The organism is Dyella sp. KRB-257 (assembly GCF_049445995.1).
GTDB lineage: Bacteria > Pseudomonadota > Gammaproteobacteria > Xanthomonadales > Rhodanobacteraceae > Dyella_A.
This window is the reverse complement of sequence record NZ_JBMSDZ010000028.1, coordinates 12,560-34,563: the sequence shown is the minus strand read 5'-3', so window position 1 is coordinate 34,563 and position 22,004 is coordinate 12,560. Positions and strand designations below refer to the sequence as shown.

At 65.6% G+C, this 22,004-nt stretch carries 26 protein-coding genes; 15 read left to right on the top strand and 11 right to left on the bottom strand.

All coding sequences use genetic code 11. From position 1 onward, the window contains the following. Positions 1–188 precede the first annotated feature (188 nt). Positions 189–617 carry a bleomycin resistance family protein gene (locus ACO2Q2_RS15780; protein WP_423257084.1) on the top strand — a complete coding sequence of 143 codons (429 nt, stop codon included), beginning with the start codon at positions 189–191 and terminating at the stop codon, positions 615–617. Between the two features lie 120 nt (positions 618–737). Continuing rightward, positions 738–1,085: a GFA family protein gene (locus tag ACO2Q2_RS15775; RefSeq protein ID WP_423257082.1), complete on the top strand. Its 348-nt coding sequence runs from the start codon at positions 738–740 to the stop codon at positions 1,083–1,085. Positions 1,086–1,108: 23 nt separating this feature from the next. On the opposite strand, the gene ACO2Q2_RS15770 is transcribed toward ACO2Q2_RS15775, so the two are convergent. Next, positions 1,109–1,414: a hypothetical protein gene (locus tag ACO2Q2_RS15770; RefSeq protein ID WP_423257080.1), complete on the bottom strand. Its 306-nt coding sequence runs from the start codon at positions 1,412–1,414 to the stop codon at positions 1,109–1,111. An 82-nt stretch (positions 1,415–1,496) separates the two neighbouring features. Between ACO2Q2_RS15770 and ACO2Q2_RS15765 the strand changes: the two genes are divergently transcribed. The 5 genes from ACO2Q2_RS15765 to ACO2Q2_RS15745 all read left to right on the top strand — a co-directional run bounded on the left by ACO2Q2_RS15765 (position 1,497) and on the right by ACO2Q2_RS15745 (position 5,008). Continuing rightward, the gene (locus tag ACO2Q2_RS15765) at positions 1,497–1,847 is read left to right on the top strand and encodes a hypothetical protein (RefSeq protein WP_423257078.1); all 351 of its coding nucleotides are present in this window, start codon (positions 1,497–1,499) and stop codon (positions 1,845–1,847) included. Between the two features lie 77 nt (positions 1,848–1,924). After that, on the top strand, positions 1,925–2,752 hold the full coding sequence (locus ACO2Q2_RS15760; protein ID WP_423257076.1) for a hypothetical protein: 828 nt from the start codon (positions 1,925–1,927) through the stop codon (positions 2,750–2,752). Between the two features lie 96 nt (positions 2,753–2,848). After that, positions 2,849–3,331, top strand: coding sequence for a DUF1801 domain-containing protein (locus ACO2Q2_RS15755; RefSeq protein ID WP_423257074.1), 483 nt, complete (start codon positions 2,849–2,851; stop codon positions 3,329–3,331). A 595-nt stretch (positions 3,332–3,926) separates the two neighbouring features. Further along, on the top strand, positions 3,927–4,649 hold the full coding sequence (locus ACO2Q2_RS15750) for a reverse transcriptase domain-containing protein (RefSeq protein WP_423257072.1): 723 nt from the start codon (positions 3,927–3,929) through the stop codon (positions 4,647–4,649). Then, positions 4,553–5,008: a ferritin-like domain-containing protein gene (locus ACO2Q2_RS15745; protein ID WP_423257070.1), complete on the top strand. Its 456-nt coding sequence runs from the start codon at positions 4,553–4,555 to the stop codon at positions 5,006–5,008. Before ACO2Q2_RS15750 ends, ACO2Q2_RS15745 begins: the two co-directional genes overlap by 97 nt. Positions 5,009–5,461: 453 nt before the next feature. Here ACO2Q2_RS15745 and ACO2Q2_RS15740 read toward each other — a convergent pair whose 3' ends face one another. Then, positions 5,462–6,508: a LacI family DNA-binding transcriptional regulator gene (locus ACO2Q2_RS15740; RefSeq protein WP_423257090.1), complete on the bottom strand. Its 1,047-nt coding sequence runs from the start codon at positions 6,506–6,508 to the stop codon at positions 5,462–5,464. A 218-nt stretch (positions 6,509–6,726) separates the two neighbouring features. Between ACO2Q2_RS15740 and ACO2Q2_RS15735 the strand changes: the two genes are divergently transcribed. After that, the gene (locus tag ACO2Q2_RS15735) at positions 6,727–6,987 is read left to right on the top strand and encodes a hypothetical protein (protein WP_423257068.1); all 261 of its coding nucleotides are present in this window, start codon (positions 6,727–6,729) and stop codon (positions 6,985–6,987) included. A 141-nt stretch (positions 6,988–7,128) separates the two neighbouring features. On the opposite strand, the gene ACO2Q2_RS15730 is transcribed toward ACO2Q2_RS15735, so the two are convergent. The 3 genes from ACO2Q2_RS15730 to ACO2Q2_RS15720 all read right to left on the bottom strand — a co-directional run bounded on the left by ACO2Q2_RS15730 (position 7,129) and on the right by ACO2Q2_RS15720 (position 9,724). After that, complete coding sequence (locus ACO2Q2_RS15730) at positions 7,129–7,980, bottom strand: HlyC/CorC family transporter (RefSeq protein ID WP_423257066.1); 852 nt, start codon at positions 7,978–7,980, stop codon at positions 7,129–7,131. A 290-nt stretch (positions 7,981–8,270) separates the two neighbouring features. Beyond that, entirely contained in the window at positions 8,271–8,735 is a 465-nt protein-coding gene (gene ybeY / locus ACO2Q2_RS15725; RefSeq protein ID WP_423257064.1) for an rRNA maturation RNase YbeY, read from the bottom strand. Beyond that, positions 8,732–9,724 carry a PhoH family protein gene (locus ACO2Q2_RS15720; protein ID WP_423257062.1) on the bottom strand — a complete coding sequence of 331 codons (993 nt, stop codon included), beginning with the start codon at positions 9,722–9,724 and terminating at the stop codon, positions 8,732–8,734. Before ACO2Q2_RS15720 ends, ybeY begins: the two co-directional genes overlap by 4 nt. 18 nt (positions 9,725–9,742) lie before the next feature. On the opposite strand from ACO2Q2_RS15720, the gene ACO2Q2_RS15715 reads away from it, so the two are divergent. Next, positions 9,743–9,934: a hypothetical protein gene (locus ACO2Q2_RS15715; RefSeq protein ID WP_423257060.1), complete on the top strand. Its 192-nt coding sequence runs from the start codon at positions 9,743–9,745 to the stop codon at positions 9,932–9,934. 112 nt (positions 9,935–10,046) lie between these two features. On the opposite strand, the gene miaB is transcribed toward ACO2Q2_RS15715, so the two are convergent. Then, entirely contained in the window at positions 10,047–11,393 is a 1,347-nt protein-coding gene (gene miaB / locus ACO2Q2_RS15710) for a tRNA (N6-isopentenyl adenosine(37)-C2)-methylthiotransferase MiaB (RefSeq protein ID WP_423257058.1), read from the bottom strand. Positions 11,394–11,613: 220 nt separating this feature from the next. Here miaB and ACO2Q2_RS15705 point away from each other — a divergent pair, with 220 nt between their 5' ends. Further along, complete coding sequence (locus tag ACO2Q2_RS15705; protein ID WP_423257056.1) at positions 11,614–12,726, top strand: lytic transglycosylase domain-containing protein; 1,113 nt, start codon at positions 11,614–11,616, stop codon at positions 12,724–12,726. Here ACO2Q2_RS15705 and ACO2Q2_RS15700 read toward each other — a convergent pair. Further along, a complete protein-coding gene (locus tag ACO2Q2_RS15700; protein WP_423257054.1) occupies positions 12,712–13,899 on the bottom strand; it encodes a S1C family serine protease in 1,188 nt (395 codons plus the stop codon). The two genes, ACO2Q2_RS15705 and ACO2Q2_RS15700, sit on opposite strands and share 15 nt — an antisense overlap. Positions 13,900–14,080: 181 nt before the next feature. On the opposite strand from ACO2Q2_RS15700, the gene petA reads away from it, so the two are divergent. The 5 genes from petA (at position 14,081) to ACO2Q2_RS15675 (ending at position 17,861) form a co-directional block, all read left to right on the top strand. Continuing rightward, positions 14,081–14,686 carry a ubiquinol-cytochrome c reductase iron-sulfur subunit gene (gene petA, locus ACO2Q2_RS15695; RefSeq protein ID WP_423257052.1) on the top strand — a complete coding sequence of 202 codons (606 nt, stop codon included), beginning with the start codon at positions 14,081–14,083 and terminating at the stop codon, positions 14,684–14,686. Further along, positions 14,686–15,987: a cytochrome b gene (locus ACO2Q2_RS15690; RefSeq protein WP_423257050.1), complete on the top strand. Its 1,302-nt coding sequence runs from the start codon at positions 14,686–14,688 to the stop codon at positions 15,985–15,987. The genes petA and ACO2Q2_RS15690 overlap by 1 nt, the downstream gene beginning before the upstream one ends. Beyond that, positions 15,980–16,711 (top strand): cytochrome c1, encoded by a 732-nt coding sequence (locus ACO2Q2_RS15685; RefSeq protein ID WP_423257048.1) that lies wholly within the window; start codon positions 15,980–15,982, stop codon positions 16,709–16,711. Before ACO2Q2_RS15690 ends, ACO2Q2_RS15685 begins: the two co-directional genes overlap by 8 nt. A gap of 71 nt (positions 16,712–16,782) precedes the next feature. After that, on the top strand, positions 16,783–17,406 hold the full coding sequence (locus ACO2Q2_RS15680) for a glutathione S-transferase N-terminal domain-containing protein (RefSeq protein ID WP_423257046.1): 624 nt from the start codon (positions 16,783–16,785) through the stop codon (positions 17,404–17,406). Positions 17,407–17,432: 26 nt separating this feature from the next. Then, complete coding sequence (locus tag ACO2Q2_RS15675; protein ID WP_423257088.1) at positions 17,433–17,861, top strand: ClpXP protease specificity-enhancing factor; 429 nt, start codon at positions 17,433–17,435, stop codon at positions 17,859–17,861. A gap of 37 nt (positions 17,862–17,898) precedes the next feature. Here ACO2Q2_RS15675 and ACO2Q2_RS15670 read toward each other — a convergent pair whose 3' ends face one another. The 4 genes from ACO2Q2_RS15670 to ACO2Q2_RS15655 all read right to left on the bottom strand — a co-directional run bounded on the left by ACO2Q2_RS15670 (position 17,899) and on the right by ACO2Q2_RS15655 (position 21,944). After that, on the bottom strand, positions 17,899–18,345 hold the full coding sequence (locus ACO2Q2_RS15670; protein WP_423257044.1) for a DUF3301 domain-containing protein: 447 nt from the start codon (positions 18,343–18,345) through the stop codon (positions 17,899–17,901). Between the two features lie 52 nt (positions 18,346–18,397). Beyond that, the gene (nadC, locus tag ACO2Q2_RS15665) at positions 18,398–19,255 is read right to left on the bottom strand and encodes a carboxylating nicotinate-nucleotide diphosphorylase (RefSeq protein ID WP_423257042.1); all 858 of its coding nucleotides are present in this window, start codon (positions 19,253–19,255) and stop codon (positions 18,398–18,400) included. Further along, positions 19,252–21,561: a DUF1631 domain-containing protein gene (locus ACO2Q2_RS15660; RefSeq protein WP_423257040.1), complete on the bottom strand. Its 2,310-nt coding sequence runs from the start codon at positions 21,559–21,561 to the stop codon at positions 19,252–19,254. The genes nadC and ACO2Q2_RS15660 overlap by 4 nt, the downstream gene beginning before the upstream one ends. Positions 21,562–21,674: 113 nt before the next feature. Next, the gene (locus tag ACO2Q2_RS15655) at positions 21,675–21,944 is read right to left on the bottom strand and encodes a Trm112 family protein (RefSeq protein WP_423257038.1); all 270 of its coding nucleotides are present in this window, start codon (positions 21,942–21,944) and stop codon (positions 21,675–21,677) included. Positions 21,945–22,004: the final 60 nt, after the last annotated feature.

Genomic DNA, 22,004 nt, shown 5'->3' with positions numbered 1-22,004 from the left:
TAGTTGCAACCGGTGAGCTGACTGGGCCTATAACTGCATCCGACATCGGTTCGTTGATCATGCAGGTCCAATCTGTGCATGCGTGCAAAGCCGACACACTGTAGGCATCTTCGTGTCTAACATCTCGTTCAAGGCGGACGGCTTCGCCGCCGCTTAACTCAAGCGTTAGGCGCCACAGGAGAGATCGGATGCTCGTGAAACACCTGACCCCGATATTGAACGTCTCCGATGTCCGGAAGTCGTTTGTGTGGTTCCAAAAGCTGGGCTGGACGAAGGGTTTCGAATGGGGAGACCCGACCACGTTCGGGAGTGTCTACTCGGGGCCATTTGAAGTCTTTCTGTGCCAAGGCGGGCAAGGCGGTAGCGGCGCCAGTGGCTATTCGGCCACGTTTGGCCCGAACTCCAACGAGGCGGCTGAAAAAGGGGTGTGGATGTCAGTCTGGGTGGAAGATGTGGATGCCATCCACCAGCTCTGCCTCGAGAACGAGATAGAGGTCACCTGGCCGCCTACCAACATGCCCTGGGGCGTTCGGGAAATGCATGTCCGGCACCCGGATGGCCATGTCTTCCGTGTTAGCTGCGCAATTGACCCGGCGGCTGCCGCAAGTGGCGCCTAACAATTCGTCCAAGCCGACGCCGCTTCGCGGCGCGGCTTAACTCAGGTGTTGGGCGTCAGACAATCGGGGCCACTGGAATAACCAAGGGCCTGAAACGAAATCATCGAAAGGAGCGATCCAATGATATACAAAGGTAGCTGCCACTGTGGGCAGGTCGCGTTCGAAGCCGAAGGAAATCTAGAGAAAATTATGGAGTGCAATTGCTCAATTTGTAGCAAGCGTGGTTCGCTTCACTGGTTTATCACCCGCGAGAATTTTCGTTTGCTCAGCCCCGAGGACGGCATGGGCACATACACATTCAACAAGCACACCATTAAACATCGCTACTGCCCAAAGTGCGGGTGTGCGCCATTTAGCGAAGGTATCGCGCCTTCTGGTAACTACATGGTTGCTATTAACGCCCGTTGCTTGGATGGTGTCGACTTGTCACCTATCAAGGTGGGGCATTTTGATGGGCGCAGCCTTTGAGCACCCGACGCCCAACCCGGCGCTCAAGCGGGACGTGCCGCAAGCGGCCCGCCCCTTAGCTCCACGTTAGTCGGCAGTGCGGCAGTCACGATTTCAGGGGGAGTTCCTCGCAACATGGAGCTGATCGCACGCACCAGCATCAGAGCCGCTTCGGCCAGCACCGTCGCAACGGTCTCGCGTGCGGCTTGCGGGGATGTTTCTGTCGCTCCGGCGAGCATCGCCGCCAGTGTCAGGTTCAACCCATCCTTTGCGTTCGCGGCATGGGCGTCGTCGCTTCGTTTAACATCGGGCGTTGCCGTGGTGGCACCGCCGTCTAACACGGCGGTCAAGCGGACGGCGTACCGCCGCCGCTTACCTTTGCGTTAGCTTTACCAACCAGCGTTAGCTTTACCAACCGGCACAGGGGCCACCATGAAAAACACGTCACGCGCAGCTTTGCTCTCAGTTCTTGTCGTCTCGCTGAGCGGCTGCTTCAACTTGGCAACGAAGTCAGCGGAGATTACTCCGTCGTACACCTCGGACCTTAGATACGAAGCCTACGAGTGTCCGCGGCTCGCTATCGAGCTAAACACGTTGGCTCGGCGAGAGGATCAGTTGGTTGTAGCTCAAGACAGCCGCCGTAAATCCAGCAAATTGCAAGCATTCTGGCTTGGCTTCGGCCAAGGTGATGGTGTCGAGGCATCTGAGTTGGCAAATGTAAGAGGCGAGAAGGAGGCCGTGCGCAAAGCCATGGACGTCAAGACCTGTGACGTAAAAAGCTAACTCCTCGTCCAAGCGGACGCGCGAAAAGCCGCGCGCCGCTTAACTCAAGCGTTAGATGACAACGTGGGGAGGTCGTCGTGACTGAACTAGAAAGCTACAGGATCACACTTCGTTACGACGGTCTTGATGCCGAACAACACGAGCTTGATCTGTACTCACTAGGAGAATCTCTGCAAGGGTTCGCGCGTGTCACAGGAACGGTCGCTCACCTTGCACTGAGTCATGAGTACAAACGCTATTTCCGCTCGCATAGCCTGCGCGTTCTTGCCAAAGAGCCTCAAGCCAACTGCTACCGAGTAGACCTGGTTTTTGAATTCATGCGGCAGCATCAGATTCTTTCCGGATCATTTGGCACCGTAGTTTCAGCACTGATCCCATGGCTATACATAAAAGCAACAAAGAAAGACCAAAGCAGCCAGGCCGATAGTCTCGCGCATACAGCGATCGAGGCCATGGCCGCCCAGAACAAGGAGGTAACCGGACGCCTTCTCGGCGTAATAGAGCAAATGGCCATCGATCTTAAGTCAGCCATGCTCCAAAGCGCTGCGCCCATCAACATCAGTTGCAACACTATCGGCGTCATTACGCCGGATAGAGATCATTTTCTCGGCAAGTCCGACAAAGAGGCATTGCTCGTTCCTGCAGCTAACGAGCTCTCGGACCTCACTGACTTTACAGTCCTAATAACTGAGCTAGACCTCGAACGAAAGACCTGCAAAGCGAGATTCGCCCATGATCCGGACGACCGGAGAATCTCATGCGAGATAAATGATCCACTTCTTCAAACACCAAAAAACCCATACTCCTCCGCAATGGATGCAGGAGCGCCAATCGTCGTCAAGGCTAAAGCGCTCTTTGAGGATTTCAAGATCAAAAAGCTGTACATCTCGGATGTTGTCATCTAACAATTCATTCAAGCCGACACCGCTTCGCGGCTCGGCTTAATTCAGGCGTTGGGCGGATCTGAGGCAACATTGCATGTGAGGACTGGGGAGAATGCAATGACAGTCAGGCATGACAGCGATGGGGGCGCGCCGGAGGCCCAGCTTCGGTCTTTCATCGAGAAGTTCGATCCGAAGGATCAAGAGCTCATCCGCTCGGTCCGTTCTGCCGTGCGCAAGCGATTCCCGACCGCCAACGAGCTGGTGTGGGACAACTACAACTTCTTCGTGATCGGCTATTCGCCAACGGACCGACCGACGGATTCGATCGTGTCGATCGCCGCGCGTGCGAACGGTGTGGGTCTGTGTTTCATTCAAGGAGCGCAGTTGCCCGACCCGAAGCAACTGCTGCTGGGTTCGGGAAAGCAAACTCGGTTCATCCGGGTGGAATCGGCTAGCCAGTTGGTGCATCCAGACGTTGAGGCGTTGATCGCCGCCGCGATCGATCAGGCGAAAACGCCGTTGCCAGCCAAGGGGCGGGGCAGACTCGTCATTCGGTCAGTTGCCGCGAGGCAGTGGCCGCGTCGGAGGCCGGCAAAGTGACTTCGGTGTTTGCCGGAACAAGGAGTCGATCAGCCGACAGCATGCTTGGACCGCCCAACAACAGCATGCAGCGGACGGCGCTGCGCGCCGCCGCTGATGCTTGTGCGTGTGTGCCGGGCATGGCACGTTACTTCATGGGTGAAAGTCCCATGGCCAGGTTTTCGCAGAGCCGAAGGCAAGGAAAAGGGCAAGGGCGTCGTCGCGAGGCGGGGTCTGAAGGAAGCCTAATCCGAAACGGCGGGGCGATGTACAAGAACCGGATATGAGGCGTGATGCATTCGGGACCAGCGGGCACGTGACCGCGAAGTCCTCCATCTGCGTTTGGGATGCATTTTGTAAATCCGGCGTCTATGCCGCGAAGGTAACGTGCCTTACCCCGGGAGGTCTGTCGTGTGTGGAAGGAACCACTGAGCGCCAAGTGATTGGCGCTGACCGCACGACGGAAGTCAGCCGAGGGCATAGTAGGTGGCGCTTCCACCGAAGGCCCGAACGATGGAAGACGAAGGAGCATGACGGAGAGAAACGGGAATGCATCAGCAAACCGGCACCCGCCGGCAGCGGCCAAGCCGCTGGATGAACCCGTGGCTGGATCGTCGTGCCAACCCGAGTCGATTCCCCCAATACGTTGCTCGGTCGTGTGCTGGAACGCACCAATCTGCAGCGTGCGTTAAAGCAAGTGCGCCAGAATCATGGTGCGCCGGGCATCGACGGCATGACCGTCGAGGAACTGCCCCAGTACCTGAAAGAGCACTGGCCGGCCATCCGCCAGCAACTGGAAACGGGGCGCTATCGCCCGCAACCCGTTAGGCGGGTGGACATTCCCAAGGGCAACGGCAAGACCCGCCCACTGGGGATACCGACGGTGCTCGATCGCTTCATCCAGCAAGCCGTTGCGCAGGTGATCAGCGCGCAATGGGACCCCCACTTCCACCCGCACAGCTACGGCTTTCGTCCCTGCCGCTCGGCCCATCAGGCCGTGCGGCACGTGCAGCGCGCGATCCGGGACGGCTACGACTGGGTGGTGGACATGGACCTTGAGAACTTCTTTGACCGGATCAACCACGACCGACTGATGGCGCGGCTGAAAGGCCGCACCACGGACGCTATCGTGCTGCACGGCTGTTTGGCGCCGCAGCGCCGGCGCTCACCCGGGAGTACGCTTTACCGGTGTGCTGCGGCCCGCGGCATTCGCCCCCATCGCACCCATCGGAGGAACCCTCCATGCAAGCCCAGGACAAAGAACGCGCCATCGCGCTGCTCAACCGCATCCTCGAACTGGAGCTGGCCGGCGTGGTGCGCTACACGCACTACGCGCTGATGATCTACGGCTACAACCGCATCCCGATCGTGAGCTGGTTGTCCGGCCAGGCCGATGAGAGCCTGCTGCATGCCCGCCGGGCGGGCGAGCTGATTACCCAGTTCGGCGGCCACCCGTCGCTGGGTATCGGGCCGCTGCTGGAAACCCACCAGCACGATGTGGGGCCGATCCTGCGCGAGTCGCTGGAGCACGAGAAACTCGCGCTGGCCGCTTACTACGAACTGCTGGAGCTGGCGACGGGCAAGTCGGTGTTGCTGGAGGAATATGCGCGGGAAATGATCACCTCCGAGGAACTGCACGCCGGTGAGGTCAACAAGATGCTGCGTAAGCCCGGCGACATCGCCGAGTTCACCGGTTGACGGGGCCGCATTCGGCCCGGGCCGGTGGTCCCGGCCGGCGACGTTTTCCCGCTGGCGATCGGCCCGGAACTCCCGAAGCGCCTCACGTAGGACCGTTGCAAGATGGCCCGGAACCGCCGCCTCGCGTCTCTCGCTGCGGCCAGGCGCAAGGGCACCACGGCGAGACCTGCTGGCTATCGGCATGGCGGGAGAGGGATTTTCGCATGGGGCACGGATGCCGCAGCGTGAAGCCTTCTCCCTCCGGGAGAAGGTGCCGACAGGCGGATGAGGGTGCGGGCGGAGCGCGGGCGATCACCTCCAACGTTCGGGCCAAGCGTCGCTCGCGTCAGCGGGCAGCGTCGAAGCACCTGCGGGATGCGGCCCTGCGGGCCTGTGCCCTGGGCTGACGCTCGAAGTGATTCAAACGCCGGAGCACCCGCCGCGTCGAGAGCCGGAACGAGAGGCCGGAGAGACCTACTTGCCGCCCACCCCGCCGCGCAGACTGGAGCGCCGTACGGTGAGCTTCACCGGCAGGATCGCGCTCTCCACCTTTTCGCCGCGGATCATCCGCAGCAGCGCATCGACCAGCATCTCGCCGGCCTGGCGGGTGTCCTGCAGCACGGTGGTGAGCGCGGGATTGACGAAGCGCGCCATGGGGATGTCGTCGAAGCCGGCCAGGGCCACGTCTTCGGGCACCTTGAGGCCGTGTTCGTCCAGCGCGCGCATGGCGCCGAAGGCGATCAGGTCGCTGGCGGCGAACACGGCATCGAACGGCGCGCCGCTGGCGATCAGTGCCTGCATCGCCTCGTAGCCGGCCAGCTCAGTGGTTTCGGCGTCCACCTGCAGCGCGGGATCGACCGCCACGTCCGCCGCGTCAAGCACCTCGGCATAGCCGCGGTAGCGCTGCTGGAATTCCGGATAGTGGCTGGAGGCGTCGCCGATGAAGGCGATGCGCCGGCAGCCCTGCGCGAGCAGATGCTCGGCGATGGCGCGGCCGCCCTGCACGTTGTCGCAGCCGATGGAGACGTCCGGCTGGTCGGGCAGCACCGCGCCCCAGCGCACCGACTGCATACCCTGTTCGACCAGCGTGGCGAGCCTGTCGCGATAGGCGAGGTAGTCACCGTAGCCGAGCAGGATGATGCCGTCGGCCTTCTTGCTGTCGGCGTAGTCGGCGTGCCAGTCGCGCGAGAACTGCTGGAACGAGATCAGCAGGTCGTAGCCGTGCTGCGCGCAGGCGCGGGTGATCGAGCCGAGCATCGAGAGGAAGAACGGATTGATGTGCGAATCGTCGGCGGTGGGGTCTTCGAAGATCAGCAGCGCCAGCGTGCCGGAGTGCTGGGTGCGCAGGTTCGAGGCGTTCTTGTCGACCTTGTAGTTGAGCTGCTTGACCGCCGCCTCGATGCGCCGGCGCGTCTCCTCGTTGACCAGCGGACTGCCGCGCAGCGCGCGCGACACCGTGGCCTGCGAGACGCCGGCCAGGTAGGCGATATCCAGCGAGGTGATTTTTCCCTTGGTCGCCACGATGCGGTGCAATTGCTCCTGGATGAAGGCCCGCGCGAGGCGCAGGCCGGGGCGGTGGAATCCTAGCGGGTTTGCCCGGCAAGGTCGCGCGGCAGTGCGACGGGAGGCGCGAGCCTGAACGATGGCAGCAAAGCGTCGCCAACGGATAACACCGCGGTCACAGGCGACTGCTTAGATTCTGCCGCCCGACCCCCACCGTCGCCCAGGAGGGCATCCCCGTGCTCGCGCAGTATGTCTACCCCTCGACCCTCGGCCTGTTCCGCATCATCCGCCACGGACGGCGCTGGCGCGCCCTGCATGAAAGCGCCGAACTGGGGCGGTTCGAATGCGAGCAGAGTGCGCTGCACGCACTGCGCGACAAGTATCCGCATGCGCGCTTGCCGGCGCGGCTGGAGCGCTGGCGCTTCCTGCCGCAGCTGGCGCTGGTGCATGCGCGGACGAGCGATGGCGACGCGCTGCATTGGCAGTTGGAGGCGTGAGGCGCCTTGATACTTCGCATGCCTTCGGCGAGCGTCGCGACTGAAGTCGATCCTACAAGACCGGGGCTGCAAACCCCTCCTACAGGGACCTGCATCTGGGCGCTTTTGTGGGAGCGGCTTCAGCCGCGACGTTCGCGCGGTTCAGTGGCCGGTGCCGACCCGGCTCACGCGGAACTGCTGCACGCGGCGGTCGTCGGCCTCGGTGACGTGGAACAGGTAGTCGCCCACGGCGATCTCCTCGCCCGCTTCCGGCAGGTGGCCGAACTCGGAGGTGACCATGCCGCCGATGGTGTCGAACTCCTCGTCCGAATACGACGAGCCGGTCTGCTCGTTGAAGTCGGCGATCGGCGTGAGCGCGCTCACCAGCCAGTCGCCGCCCGGCTGGGCGTGCATCAGGGTGGGTTCTTCCTCGTCGTCGTGCTCGTCGTCGATCTCGCCGACGATCTGCTCGAGCACGTCCTCGATGGTGATCAGGCCGGCGACGCCGCCGTATTCGTCCACCACCAGCGCCATGTGGTTGCGGCTGAGCCGGAACTCGGCCAGCAGCACGTTCAGGCGCATCGATTCGGGGATCAGCACGGCCGGGCGCAGGATCGCGCGGATGTCGAAATGCTCGCCGTCGCCGAAGTACTTCAGAAGGTCCTTGGCCAGCAGGATGCCGAGGATCTCGTCCTTGTCCTCGCCGTGCACGGGAAAGCGCGAGTGGCCCGACTCGACCACGGCGGCGAGGATGTCGTCGAGCGGGGAATCGGCGGAGATCATCACGATCTGCGCGCGCGGGACCATCACATCGTCCACGCTCAGTTCGGTGACCTTCAGGGCACCCTCGACCATGGTGAGGGTGTCGTTGGAGAGGAGCCCGTTGGCCTGGGCTGCACGCAGCTCCTCGACCAGTTCCTCGCGATTGCGCGGCTCGCCGGAAAACATGTGGCCCAGTCGATCCCACCACGATCGGTGGGCCGGGCCGCCGGTACTGCCAGGGTCGTCGTTCATTACTTTGCGAAGCTCTGCCCGTAGCTGGGCGGAAAGAGGATTCTAGCCGAAATGTCGAGTCGATTCAGGGCTCAGGGTAAACGGTTGATGTGGCGCGGCGGTGGTCATGGTGGCGTCCGTTCGGCCACAGGGTGGCCTCCTACAGGCGCGATCGTGTAGGAGCGCGCCCTGTGCGCGATGGTTTTTGCCCGACGTGCTGGGTGGTGCGCCGGTCGGCCACAGGGTGGCCTCCTACAGGGGGGGCTTTGTGGGAAAGCGCCGGCGTGTGATCCGCGCTTGGGGCTCAATCTTCAATCTGTGTAAGGATCGGCGATGCCCAGCCCGGCGAGGATGCGTGCCTCCAGCGCTTCCATCGCCTCGGCCTCGGCCTCCACGAGGTGGTCGTGGCCGAGCAGGTGCAGCACGCCGTGCACGGTGAGGTGGGCCCAGTGGTCGCGCGGCGGCTTGCCTTGTTCGGCGGCTTCGCGGGCCACCACCGGGGCGCAGATCACGATGTCGCCGATCAGCGGGAGCTTGAGGCCGGGTGGCAGGTCCGTTTTGAACGAGAGCACGTTAGTGGCGTGGTCCTTGCCGCGATAGTCGCGGTTGAGCGCGCGGCCTTCGGCGGCGTCGACGATGCGGATCGATAGTTCGGTGGCCCGCCGCCGCCTCGCCCCGCGCAGCGTGGCCTCCACCCACCGGCGAAAACTCGCTGCCGACGGCACGCCCGCGCGCGGCACGGCGTAGCCGACGTGGACGACCGCCGCGCCACTCACTTGCCGTCGCCCTTGGCGGCCTCGGCCGCGGTCTCGAACGATTCGTAGGCGCGCACGATCTTCGCCACCAGCGGATGGCGCACCACGTCGCGCGAGGTGAAGAAGGTGAAGCTGATGCCGTCCACGCCCCGCAGCACTTCCACGGCATGGCGCAGGCCCGAGCGCACGTGGCGCGGCAGGTCGACCTGGCTGACGTCGCCGGTGATCACCGCCACCGAACCGAAGCCGATGCGGGTGAGGAACATCTTCATCTGCTCGACGGTGGTGTTCTGTGCCTCGTCGAGGATCACATAGGAATCGTTGAGGGTGCGCCCGCGCATGTAGGCCAACGGGGCGATCTCGATCACGTTGCGCTCGATCAGCTTGGCCACCTTCTCGAAGCCGAGCATCTCGTAGAGGGCGTCGTACAGCGGGCGCAGGTAGGGGTCGACTTTCTGGCTGAGGTCGCCGGGCAGGAAGCCCAGTTTCTCGCCGGCTTCGACGGCGGGGCGCACCAGCAGCAGGCGCTGCACGCGGTTCGCTTCCAGCGCCTCGACCGCACTGGCCACGGCCAGGTAGGTCTTGCCGGTGCCGGCCGGGCCGACGCCGAAGCTGATGTCGTGGCTGGTGATCGCGTGCAGGTAGCGCGCCTGGTTCGGGCCGCGTCCCTTGATCACGCCGCGCTTGACCTTGATCGTCACCTCCTGCGCCGCTTCGGCGGCCTCGGCGGTGATCGCCTCGATGCCGGACTCGGCCAGGTGCAGGTGGATCGTCGCGCCGGTCAGCGCCTCGCTGGCGGTGGCGTCGTACAGCGCGCGCAGCACCTTGTCGGCGGCGCGCGTGGCAGGGTCGTCGCCGATCACCTGGAAGATGCCGCCGCGGTGGTTGATCTCCACGCCGAGTCGCAGCTCGATCTGGCGCAGGTGCTCGTCGAACGGGCCGCACAGGTTGGCGAGGCGGACGTTGTCGACCGGGTCGAGGGTGAAGTCGCGCTGGTTCAGGGGGCTCATAGACCCGCCAGCATAACGGTGCTGATCGGCCTGGTGCAGCCCACGGCGATGCCGGCCTCGGGGCGCTGGTTGTTCGACGCGCCGATCCACTGCGTCATGCTGCGCAATGCGGGTCTGCTCGATCTGTGGGGTGACGCGCTGGCGTTGATCGTATTCACCGCGGTGATGATGTGCGGTGCCATCCTGCGCTTGCGCAAGCGGCTGGATTGATCGAGCCGCGTAGGAGCGCACCCCTCGATCGAGTCGAGGGCAGGCTCTGTGCGCGAATGCTCTTGCTCCTGATCGACATCAAAGCAAGAGCGGTCGCGCACAGGGTGCGCTCCTACACGGCGGCGGCGGTTTCGTGGCTGTGCAGGCGCCCGCGCAGCGAGTTGCTCATCGCCTCGGTGATCTGCACGTCGACGAACTGGCCGATCAGCCGCGACGGGCCGGGGAAGTTCACGTAGCGCATGTTCTCGGTGCGGCCGCTGAGTTCGCTGGCGTTCCTGCGGCTGGGCTTTTCCACCAGCACGCGCTGCACGGTGCCGACCATCGCCTCGTTGATCGCCCTGGCGTTGGCGTTGATCGCCGCCTGCAGCCGGATCAGCCGGGCGTGCTTGACCTCGGCCGGGGTCGGGTCGGGCAGGTTGGCCGCCGGGGTGCCGGGGCGTGAGGAGAAGATGAAGCTGAAGCTCTGGTCGAAGCCGACGTCGTCGATCAGCTTCATGGTCTTTTCGAAATCCTCGTCGGTCTCGCCGGGGAAGCCGACGATGAAGTCCGAGCTGATGCAGATGTCCGGGCGCACGGCGCGCAGCTTGCGGATCTTCTGCTTGAACTCCAGCGCGGTGTAGCCGCGCTTCATCGCGCCGAGGATGCGGTCGGAGCCGGCCTGCACCGGCAGGTGCAGGAAGTTGGCCAGCTTGGGCACGCTGGCGTAGGCCTCGATCAGCGAGTCGGAGAACTCCAGCGGATGCGAGGTGGTGAAGCGGATGCGGCCGATGCCGTCGAGCTGCGCGATGGCATGGATCAGCACGGCCAGATCCGCGGTGCCGCCGTCGTGCATGGCGCCGCGCCAGGCGTTGACGTTCTGGCCCAAGAGGTTCACCTCGCGCACGCCCTGTTCGGCGAGCTGGGCGACCTCGACGAGCACGTCGTCGAACGGGCGGCTGATCTCCTCGCCGCGGGTGTACGGCACCACGCAGTAGGAGCAGTACTTGGAGCAGCCCTCCATGATCGAGACGAACGCGGTCGGGCCCTCGGCGCGCGGCTCCGGCAGGTGGTCGAACTTCTCGATCTCGGGGAAGGAAATGTCCACCTGCGGCTTGCCGGTGGCGCGACGCGACTCGATCAGCTCGGGCAGGCGGTGCAGGGTCTGCGGGCCGAACACCAGGTCGACGTAGGGCGCGCGCTGGATGATCGCCTCGCCCTCCTGGCTCGCCACGCAGCCGGCGACGCCGATCAGCACCGGCTTGCCGCCGGCCTTGTGTTGCTTCCAGCGGCCGAGCTGGCTGAACACCTTTTCCTGCGCCTTCTCGCGGATCGAGCAGGTGTTGACCAGGATGACGTCCGCCTCGGCCTCGTTGTCGGTCAGCTCCAGGCCGTGCGACGCCTTGAGCACGTCGGCCATCTTGGCCGAGTCGTACTCGTTCATCTGGCAGCCGTGGGTCTTGATGAAAAGCTTGCCGCTCATGGGGCGTCGGGCACCGTGGTGGGAAAAGGAGGGCAGGGAGTTGCCGAACCGTGCAGTTTACGCGCCGTCACCGACGCCTGCCACTGAGCCGGCTTGCCGGATCAGGCACTTGCGCGGACGGTCGCCGCCGTCCCGGCAGTGCGACACGATGCACGGCAATGCGTGCCCGCACTTGGCGCTGCGTTGCGATCGCTGCACACTGCGCCGCATGACCGCTGCCATGCGCCACAGGGGGAGTGCCGGTCGCCTGGCCCGCCGCTTCCCGCGTTCGACGATTCCGTTGCGGATCGCGGCCGGCTGCGCCGTCGTGCTGCTTCTGCTGATGCCGCACGGGGCGCATGCCGACGCGATGTATCGCTGCACCGGCGCCAGCGGCGAAGCCGTATTCACCAGCAAGGCCGCGGATTACCGGCATTGCCGCCGCATCGGGGCCTATCCCGCGCCGCGCCGGGTGGTGCGTGGACCGCGGCCGGTGCCGGTCGGGCGCGACGCCTTTGCCGGCGTGGCGGCCTCGGTCGAGACCACGGCGACCGCACTGGCGGCGATGCCGCCGCCGCGACGACTGTTCGTCGGCGTGCAGTCGTCGGTGCAGACCACGGCGCAGGCGTTGCCGGACGAGCGGTCGCCACGCTCGGGCGTCGCGGCGCGCTGGAATTACCGCGAGTCGCGCGCCACGCCGGCCGCAGGCGATGCGCCGGCGGCGGGAACCGGCGATCGCGTGCTGCGCGGCGCGGTGTATCGCGTCAGGCGCGCCGACGGCAGCGTGGAATACACCAACATCGCACCGGCCCGCGGCCGTGGTCACGCCGTCACCATGCTGTTCACCTATATCGCCACCTGCATGGCCTGCGATCTGCATTCGCCGATCCACTGGAACTCGGTGCGGCTGAACCTGCACGACTACGCCGGCGCGATCCACCAGGCGAGCCGCGACTACGGCGTGAACGAGGCGTTCCTGCGAGCGATCATCCACGCCGAAAGCGCGTTCAACCCGCACGCGATGTCGATCAAGGGTGCCCAGGGCCTGATGCAGCTGATGCCGGGCACGGCGAGCGACATGGGCGTGCTCGACGCGTTCGATGCCGAGCAGAACATCCGCGGCGGAGCGCGCTATCTCGGCCTGCTGCTGCAGTCCTTCGACGGCAACGAGAAACTGGCGGCGGCGGCGTACAACGCGGGCCCCGGCGCGGTGCAGCGCTACAAGGGCGTGCCGCCGTATGCAGAGACCCGGGTCTACGTCAGTCGCGTGGCCGCATTGCGGCAGCGCTACGGGCAGGCGCTGCGTGCGCCGCTCGCGGCGGTGCATGCCGGGTTGGCTTCAGCCATCCAGTGAGCTGCTGTCCGGCAGCACGGAGGGGCGTTGCGCGATGGTGACGCTGAGGCGGAACGGGGCACCGTTGCGCAGGCCGGACACGGCGACCCTGCTGCCCGGTTTCAGCGCGGCTTCGTGCCGGCGCAGGTCGGCCGGATCGGCGATGTCGTCCTTGCCGATGCGCAGCAGGATGTCGTGCGGCTGGATGCCGGCCGCGGCTGCCGGCCCGCCCGGATAGACCTCCGACACCAGTACCCCGCGCGCGGCGGCGGGCAGCCCGCTATCGGCGGCCACCGGCACGAAGGTGTAGTCGGCTCCGAGCCAGCCGCGCACCACGTGGCCGGTGTCGACGATCTGGTCCAGCACTTTCTTGGCGCTGTCCATCGGGATGGCGAAGCCGATGCCTTCGGCGTTGGCGGCCTTGCCGATCAGCAGCGTGTTGATGCCTACCAGGTTGCCCTGTGCGTCGACCAGTGCGCCACCGGAGTTGCCCAGGTTGATCGCCGCGTCGGTCTGGATGAAATCTTCCGGGCTGGAACTGCTCAGCTGGCGGCCGATGGCGCTGACGATGCCCATGGTCACGGTCTGGTTGAGGCCGAACGGGTTGCCGATCGCCAGCACCACGTCGCCGGGACGAACGCTGGCATGGGAGCGGAAGTGCGCTACCGGAAGGTTGGTGGCCGCGATCTTCAGCACGGCCAGGTCGGTCTCCGGGTCGGCGCCGACGAGCTTCGCCTGGGCGACGCGACCGTCGTAGAGCAGCACCTGGATATCGTCGGCATTGGCGATGACATGGTTGTTGGTCAGCACGTAGCCGTCGGCGCTGACGATCACCCCCGATCCCAGGCTCTGCTCGCGCCGCTTGTAGGCCGGACCGGCCGGCATGCCGCCGAACAGCCTTTGCATGAGTGGATCGGTGTACATCCGCAATGCCTGTTCGGTGACCGTCTTGTTGGCGTAGATATTGACCACCGAGGGCGCGGCACGGGCCACGGCATCGGCATAGGACAGGGTTGGCTCGGTCGAACCGGCAGCGACTGCGGGCAAGGTGGTCGGCGCCGCGGAAGCCAGGCCGAAGCGCTCGCGCAGCCGTTCGCCCGAAGCGGGCCACAGCAGGCTCACCACGAAGGCCAGGGCCAACCCAAGGATCGCGAATCGGGCGATGAAGCCGAGCAGGCCGGCGGCGTGTTTCATGACGGGATGCTTTCGTAAAAAGGTGCGTGGATGCAGCGTTCGCCGCATGCTGCGGCGCGTGGCCGCACAATCGATTTGATTGTACGGGGCAGGGGCTGACGCTACACTAACGTGATTTTTGCGGGTGCCGGATTTTGCACCGGTCCGCACCTCAATGGCATTGCAAGTTCCGGAGAGCCTGATGGCGAACGAAGTCGTCGATCACGGCCGCCGCCGATTCCTCACAGCAACCACTGCGGTGGTTGGTGGAGCGGGAGTCGTTGTGGCAGCCGTGCCCTTCATCAAGACGTGGGAACCGAGCGCGCGCGCCAAGGCGGCCGGTGCTCCGGTAACCGTGGACATCAGCAAGATCGAGGAAGGCCAGAAGGTGACCTTCCCGTGGCGCAGCCTGCCGGTGTTCGTGGTCAACCGCACGTCGGCCCAGCTCGCCACGCTGCCGAAGGTTGACCCGCGCCTGGTCGATCCCAGGTCCGACGGTGCATCCGCCGGTCAGCAGCCGAAGTACGCCCAGAACGAAACCCGCTCGATCAAGCCCGAGTGGCTGGTGGTTGTCGGCATCTGCACCCACCTGGGCTGCGTGCCGGACTTCTTTCCCGAGATCAAACCCGAGCCGTTCGACCCGAACTGGGAAGGTGGCTTCTACTGCCCCTGCCACAAGTCGCGCTACGACATGGCCGGTCGCGTCTTCAGCGGCGTTCCGGCACCGAAGAACCTGCAGGTGCCGCCGTATCACTTCGTGAACGACACCACCATCCAGATTGGCGTGGATCCGAAGGAGGCCGGCTGATGGCTAGCGTATTCACCCGCATCGGCGACTGGGTCAACGAGCGCGCGCCGAACATGATGCCGGCGTACCGCAAGCACATGACCGAGTACTACGCGCCGAAGAACTTCAACCTCTGGTACTACTTCGGTTCGCTGGCGCTGCTGGTGCTGGTCAACCAGATCGTCACCGGCATCTTCCTCACCATGAACTACAAGACCAGCGCGCTCGAGGCGTTCGCCTCGGTCGAGTACATCATGCGCGACGTGGAGTGGGGCTGGCTGATCCGCTACATGCATTCCACCGGCGCCTCGCTGTTCTTCATCGTGGTGTTCCTGCACATGTTCCGCGGCCTGATGTACGGCTCGTTCAAGAAGCCGCGCGAGCTGGTGTGGATCCTCGGCATGCTGATCTTCCTGGTGCTGATGGCCGAGGCCTTCATGGGCTACGTGCTGCCGTGGGGCAACATGTCGTTCTGGGGTGCCAAGGTGATCATCTCGCTGTTCGGCACCATCCCCTACATCGGCGACGCGCTGGTGCAGTGGATCATGGGCGACTACATCCCGGCAGATGCCACGCTCAACCGTTTCTTCGCGCTGCACGTGATCGCGCTGCCGCTGGTGCTGTTGCTGCTGGTGGTGCTGCACATCGCCGCGCTGCACGAGGTGGGCTCGAACAACCCCGACGGCATGGAGATCAAGAAGGGACCGAAGGGCAACCGCTGGGACGCGCTCAAGCCCGCCGACGGCATTCCGTTCCACCCCTACTACACGGTGAAGGATCTGGTCGGCGTGGGCTTCTTCCTGCTGATCGCGGCCTTCATCATTTTCTTCGCGCCCACCTTCGGCGGCTGGTTCCTGGAGCACGACAATTTCATTCCGGCCAACAACCTGGTGACGCCGACACACATCAAGCCGGTGTGGTACTTCACCCCGTTCTACGCGATCCTGCGCATGATCCCGTCCTTCATGGGCACGGCGATCTGGGGCGTGCTGGGGATGTTCGGTGCGATTGCCCTGCTGTTCGCGATGCCCTGGATCGACGTCGGACAGGTCAAGTCGATCCGCTATCGCGGCACCGGCTATAAGGTGGCGCTGGGTCTGTTCGTGTTGTCCTTCATCATGCTCGGCGCCGTCGGTGCCGGCGTGACGGCGGAAGTGATTCCCGAATGGTTCGGCAACGTCGACGTGACGTCCTGGGAAGCCCTGTTCGGCCGCGCGATGACCTTGATTTACTTCGGCTTCTTCGTCTTCCTCGGGCTCTACACGCGCCTGGGCTGGGAGACCACCAAGCCGGTTCCGGAACGGGTGACGATGCATGACTAAGCGTTATTTCTCCACGATCGCACTGGCGCTCGGGCTGCTGGTCGGCAGCATGTCGGCGATGGCCTCGGAAGCAGGCGGCCTGCCGTCGGCCGGGACCAACATCGGCGACCAGGCGTCGCTGCAGCGCGGTGCCAAGCTGTTCTTCAACTACTGCGTCGGCTGCCATTCGCTGAAGTTCATGCGCTACTCGCGCATCGGCGAGGATCTGGGCCTGTCCGAAGAAGAGGTGATGAAGAACCTCAACTTCACCGGTGCCCGTTACGGCGAGACGATCGAGTCGCACATGCCGGCCGCCGATGCCGCCAAGTGGTTCGGCAAGGCCCCACCGGATCTCTCGCTGGAAGTCCGCGCCAAGACCGCCGACTGGGTCTACGCCTACCTCAACTCGTTCTACCTCGATCCGAGCCGTCCGGTCGGCTGGAACAACACCGTCTTCCCGAACGCTTCGATGCCGAACCCGCTGTGGGAACTGCAGGGCGTGCAGACGGCGGTGAAGAAGGACGGCGGCGAGGAAGTGGAGAAGCTGGAGCTGTCCAGGCCGGGCACCATGACGCCGGCCCAGTTCCAGCAGGCCACCCGCGACCTGACCAATTTCCTGGAATACGCCTCCGAGCCGGCCGCACTGCAGCGCAAGCACTACGGCATCTGGGTGCTGCTGTTCCTGGCCGGTTTCACCTTCCTGGCGTACCTGCTCAAGAAGGAATACTGGAAAGACGTCCACTGATCGGGACGACAGTGGCAAGCGTGCGGCGGCCATGAGCCGCCGCATTCTGTTGTTAGCTGGGGAGATTGCGCATGGTTCAAAGCGCCCGCTCGCGTACGGTGCTCACCCTTTACACCACCGCCGATGACATCCAGTGTCACCGGGTCCGCCTGCTGCTCGCCGCCAAGGGCGTGAGCTACGAGCGCGTCATGGTGGAACCCGGCAAGCCGCCGGAGGACCTGGTCGATCTCAATCCCTACGCCAGCACGCCCACGCTGGTGGACCGCGACCTCACGCTGTACGACACGTCGGTGGTCTGCGAGTACCTGGACGAGCGTTATCCGCATCCTCCGTTGATGCCGATCGACCCGCTCTCGCGGGCCCGCCTGCGCCTCGCCGCGGTGCGCATCGAGCGCGACTGGCTGCCGGAGGTGGAGATCATCCGCGCCGGTGGTCGGCCGGCCGACGCCGCCCGCAGGCGCCTGCGCGAGCAGCTGTTGTCCTCGTTGCCGCTGTTCAAGGCGGCCAGGTTCTTCCTCAATCCCGAGATGAGCCTGGCGGACTGCCTGGTGGCGCCCGTGGTCTGGCGGCTGCCGTGGCTGGGCGTGGATCTGGGCAAGGAAGGGCGCCCGATCCTCGACTATGGCGAGCGTCTGTTCCACAGCCAGGGCTATGCGCGCAGCCTGACCGCCGAGGAAAAGGCCATGCGGCCTTGACCATGACCCACGGCGAAGCTCCCGCGATGACCTCCAATCGCCCCTACCTGCTGCGGGCGATCTACGACTGGATCACCGACAACAACCTCACGCCGTACATCCTCGTCGACGCCGGTCGGGAGGGCGTGCGCGTGCCGCCACAGGTGGTCAAGAACGGCCAGGTGGTACTCAATCTGGCCATGCGAGCGGTGGCGAACCTCGATCTCGGCAACGAATGGATCAGCTTCCAGGCCCGCTTTTCCGGCGTCAGCCAGTCGATCCTGATCCCCCTCCAGGCCGTACTGGCAGTGTACGCGCAGGAAAACGGCCAGGGCATGATGTTCCCGGCCGAGGATGGCGATGGCGAGGTACCGCCACCCCCGGGAAACGGGGGCGAGCCCGCGGGTGGGACGGAAGGCGGTGCCGAAGACGCTCCGCCCAGACGCGGTGCGCCCCATCTGCGCGTGGTCAAGTAGAGCGCCCCGGCCGCGCCCGCGTTGCCTGGTGGCGAACCTACGACGGGTCGCTGTTGCCGGGTTGCCGCCGGCGCAGCGGAACGACATTGCCGTGGGTGCCGTTTTCGACCGGGTTCCGGGGCGTTTCCCGCGGTCCGTGCGGCGCGTGCGGTGCGTCGCCGCCGGCTCCTGCCAACCACTGCACCGTCGGCAGGTTCAGGCCGCTGACCTGCTGGCCGATCATCCACAGCCGGGCCGGCTCGCGATCCTCGCCATCGACGCTGACCTCGAAGCCGTAGCCGCGCTCGAGTCGACGCTCGCCGTCGATACGCCGCAGGCGCAGGGCGCGCAGGCCCACCGTTTCGTCGAGCAACTGCAGCCCATGCAATTCGCAATGCCTGCGGGCGGCCGCCACGGCCACTTCGCGTGCCCGCGCCAGCTTCATCCAAGCGGTGATGATGCCGCCGATGACAAGCAGGAAAAGCAGGTCGTGCAGGTTGCCCATCCCGGCAGTGTGTGTGCGGGCCGCAGGCTGCGCAAGGGTGCCGCGGGTGCCGTCAGTCCAGGCGCAGGCGCAGCGACAGGTCCACCGCGCGCACGTGCTTGGTCAGGGCTCCCACCGAGACGAAATCCACGCCGGTGGCGCCGATCGCGCCGATGGTATCGAGATCGACGTTGCCCGACGCTTCGAGCGAGGCCCGACCGGCGGCGATGCGCACCGCTTCACGCATGGCGGGCAGGTCGAAGTTGTCGATCATGATGCGGTCGGCGCCTGCGGCGAGTGCCGCGCGGAGCTCGTCGAGGTCTTCCACCTCCACTTCCAGCGGCAGCGTGGGATGCAACCGCCTCGCCGCCGCCATCGCCGCGGCGATGCCACCGGCGGCGATGATGTGGTTTTCCTTGATCAGCACGCCGTCGTACAGGCCGATGCGGTGATTGCCGCCGCCGCCACAGCGGACCGCGTACTTCTGCGCCAGTCGCAGCCCCGGAAGAGTCTTGCGGGTATCGAGCAGGCGCGTGCGCGTGCCGGCCAGCGCGGCCATGTAGCGCGCGGTCACCGTGGCCGTGCCCGAGAGCAGCTGCAGAAAGTTGAGCGCGGAGCGTTCGGCGGTCACCAGGGCGCGGGCACGACCGTGCAGGGTGCAGATGGCGCGATCGGCAGCGAGGATGTCGCCGTCCTGATGCAACCACTCGATGCGTACGTCCGGGTCGAGCTGTCTGAAGCAGGCGTCGAACCAGGGCCGCCCCGCCAGTACGGCATGCTCGCGGCAGGTCAGGACCGCCGTGGCGAAGCCGGATTCGGGCAGCAGGTCCGCCGTGGCGTCTCCTGCGCCGACGTCTTCGGCGAAGGCGCGCTCCACATCAAGGCGAATCTGCTCGGTCAGCGGCGGAGAGTAGCGTTCGCCGTGGCTCATCCGGGCTCCGGCGCATCGGTGGCGGGCTGGCTCAGTCGGCCCACGATGGCATCCATGGCGCGGTCGAAGAAGGCATTGGAGGCGAGTATGCGGGCGCTGCGGTCGGCCAGCGAGGCGGCCAGTTCCTGCGGAGCGAAGTCGCCCACCTTCAAGCCGCGGCGATTGACGAACAGATAGCGCCCGCTCATCGGGCTGATCCACGACAGCTTGGCGCGCTCGGGGGCGGCTCCGGCGGGGCAGAACTCGATCCATGTGCCGGGTTTCATGGCGTGGACTGCATCCATTTGTTCGAGCACTTCAGGCGGCAGCATCTCCAGCGGCTCGTCCGCTTCGTCGGCAGCGAGCGGCGCGGTTGCCTGGGTGGCGTCGACGATGGACTGGATGCTTTCCGGTATGGCCGGCGGCACCTGTCCGGCCACTGTGGCGGGCGCGGGCTCGTCGCCGAGCTGCTGGCGGTAGTAGGCATGCAACTGGTCGAGCAGCCGTTCGATGTCGTGCTCCTGGAAGGCCACGTTGGCCAGGCCGCGGCGCAATGCCCGCTCGATGCCCGGAAGCATCTGGCGCAGTGTCGCCCGGCTTTCCGCGTCGCTGCCCAGACGCGTGCTGGCGACGAATTCGTTGACGAAGCGCAGGCCATCGGCGAACTCGGGCGAGTCCTCGCCCTGGCGCAGCAGAATCAGCACCAGATAGTTGGCCCAGGCCCGGGCGAGCACGCCGTGGACCAGCGGTGGAATCGGCCGGCCGTCGATCCGCTCGAGAATCTCGCGCGCTGCGCGGCGGCGTGCCAGCTCCAGCTTCTCGCGTCCCCGGGTGGACTCGGCCACGCGCTGCTCGGCCAGCTCGGCACGCTTGCGCGACAGCTCCTGGAATTCGTGCAGGTCGACCAGCAGGCGGTCGAAGATGCCCATGTCGTCGTCGAATTCGTGCAGCAGCTGTTCGACGATGGACTTCACCTTGTCGTGGAGCCGGCGGTCCTTGTCCGATTCGTCCGACCAGCCCTTGGCCGCCTCGGCCAGGCTGTCGAGCAGGCGGCGCGCCGGGTGTTGGCGGTGCGCGAACAGGCGGCGATCGAGGATGGCCGCCTTGAGGTAGGGAATCTGCAGGCGCGCCAGCAGCACCTGCATCTGCGCAGGCAGGTTGCGGTCTTCGAGGATGAACTCGAACAGCATGCCCACCAGATCGATGGTGTCCTCGTCGATCGAGGACATCTGGTGCGGACGCTCGCCGCGCAGCGAGCCGAGCTGGTTGAGCAGATGCTCTTTCAGTGCGGCCACTTCGTGGGCGATGTCGGACTCCGTCATGCCGCCACCGGCACCGGCGGCCACGCCACTGGCGGCGCCGGCGCCGACGAGTCCCTGGCCGGCCATCTGGCTCTGCAGCACGCTGAGCGCACCGAGCAGTTCGTTGGCGGTGGGCAGCGCGCGGTTGCCGGCGACGGGCGCGCCGATACCGGACAGGTCGTGCCCCGCGCGGCGTGCGTTGAACAGCGCATGCAGGGTATCGAGCAGGTTGCCGGCCTCCTCGGCCGTCACCTCGCTGCCGGCCGCGGCGCGGGCGGCGGCCCCGGCGGCCCCGCCGGCGGCCGTCTGGGACGCGCTGTTGCGGGCGATCCCGTGGCGCAGCTGCGGCAGCACGCCGGCCCGCATCAGTTCGGTGTTCAGTTCCTGGTAAAGCTCCTCCAGGCCGGACAGCACGTAGCGGTCGAACAGCTTGTAGATGATCAGTTTCACGCGCATGTCGGCCGACAGTTCGCGCATGGCCTGGCGGAAGGCTTGCGTCAGCGCCGCCGGCCCCACCGGATTGTTGGTGTCGTCGACCTCGATGCCGCCACAGATCACGGCCAGGCGTTGGTTCAGCGCGAACAGGTCGCGGGTGATGCGCGAGGCGTTCTTGCTGATCATGCTGGTAATGGCCAGCGACTCTTCGAGTTCGCTCTCGCCCACCAGGCTCAGCTCGACGTTGCCCGGCGGTGTCGCCGCCGCCTCGGGGGCGGCGCCGCGGCGATTGGCCGCAAATTCCGTCAAGTCGCGGCTGAACTGCGCCAGGTAGGCGCGCTCGACGACCGGCCGACGCTTGCGCACCTCGCGCATGCCGTCGAAGTAGTGCATCTGGGCGGCGTTGTTTTCCGCCTTCTCGGCCAGGTCGAACAGGGCATCGTCAACGTGCTCGAACATGTTGCCGAGCAGACCCTGCAGCCGCCGGCTGGCCGTGTCGCGCACGGCATGCACCAGCGCGCCGAGGCGCTCGGGGGATTCCGGGCGCTGGCTGAGATTGACGATCTTGCTAGGTTCGATGGCGTCTTTCATCGCCGCCTCCCGAGGCGAGGCCCCCTGGACATCAGCCGCCGCAACGGCCGCACGAGCGCAGACAATAAGCCGAAATCGACCGTCGTGTCATGCGCTGGACGGCAGTTTCGGGCTCAGCCTGCCGGCAGGTCGTCCAGTTGCAGGGTGCCGATGCCCTCCTCGGGCAGCATCACCGGGATGCCGTCGTCCACCCGGTAGATCACCTTGCCGTCCGTCGTGATCAGGGCCTCGTCGAGCCGGCGACTCACCGCGGCACCGCCGACGGTCTGCAGCGTGCCGGCAGCGACGGCCCGGTTCACCGCTTCCAGCTCCGCCCGCGTGGCCGGCCGGACCGGGGTCTTGCTGACCGGGCAACAGAGGATGTCGAGCAGGCGCTTGTCCATGGGAACGGGTGTCGGTGCCGGGGAAAGCCCTTACAATAACGGCTTTTGGACGGTCCAGCC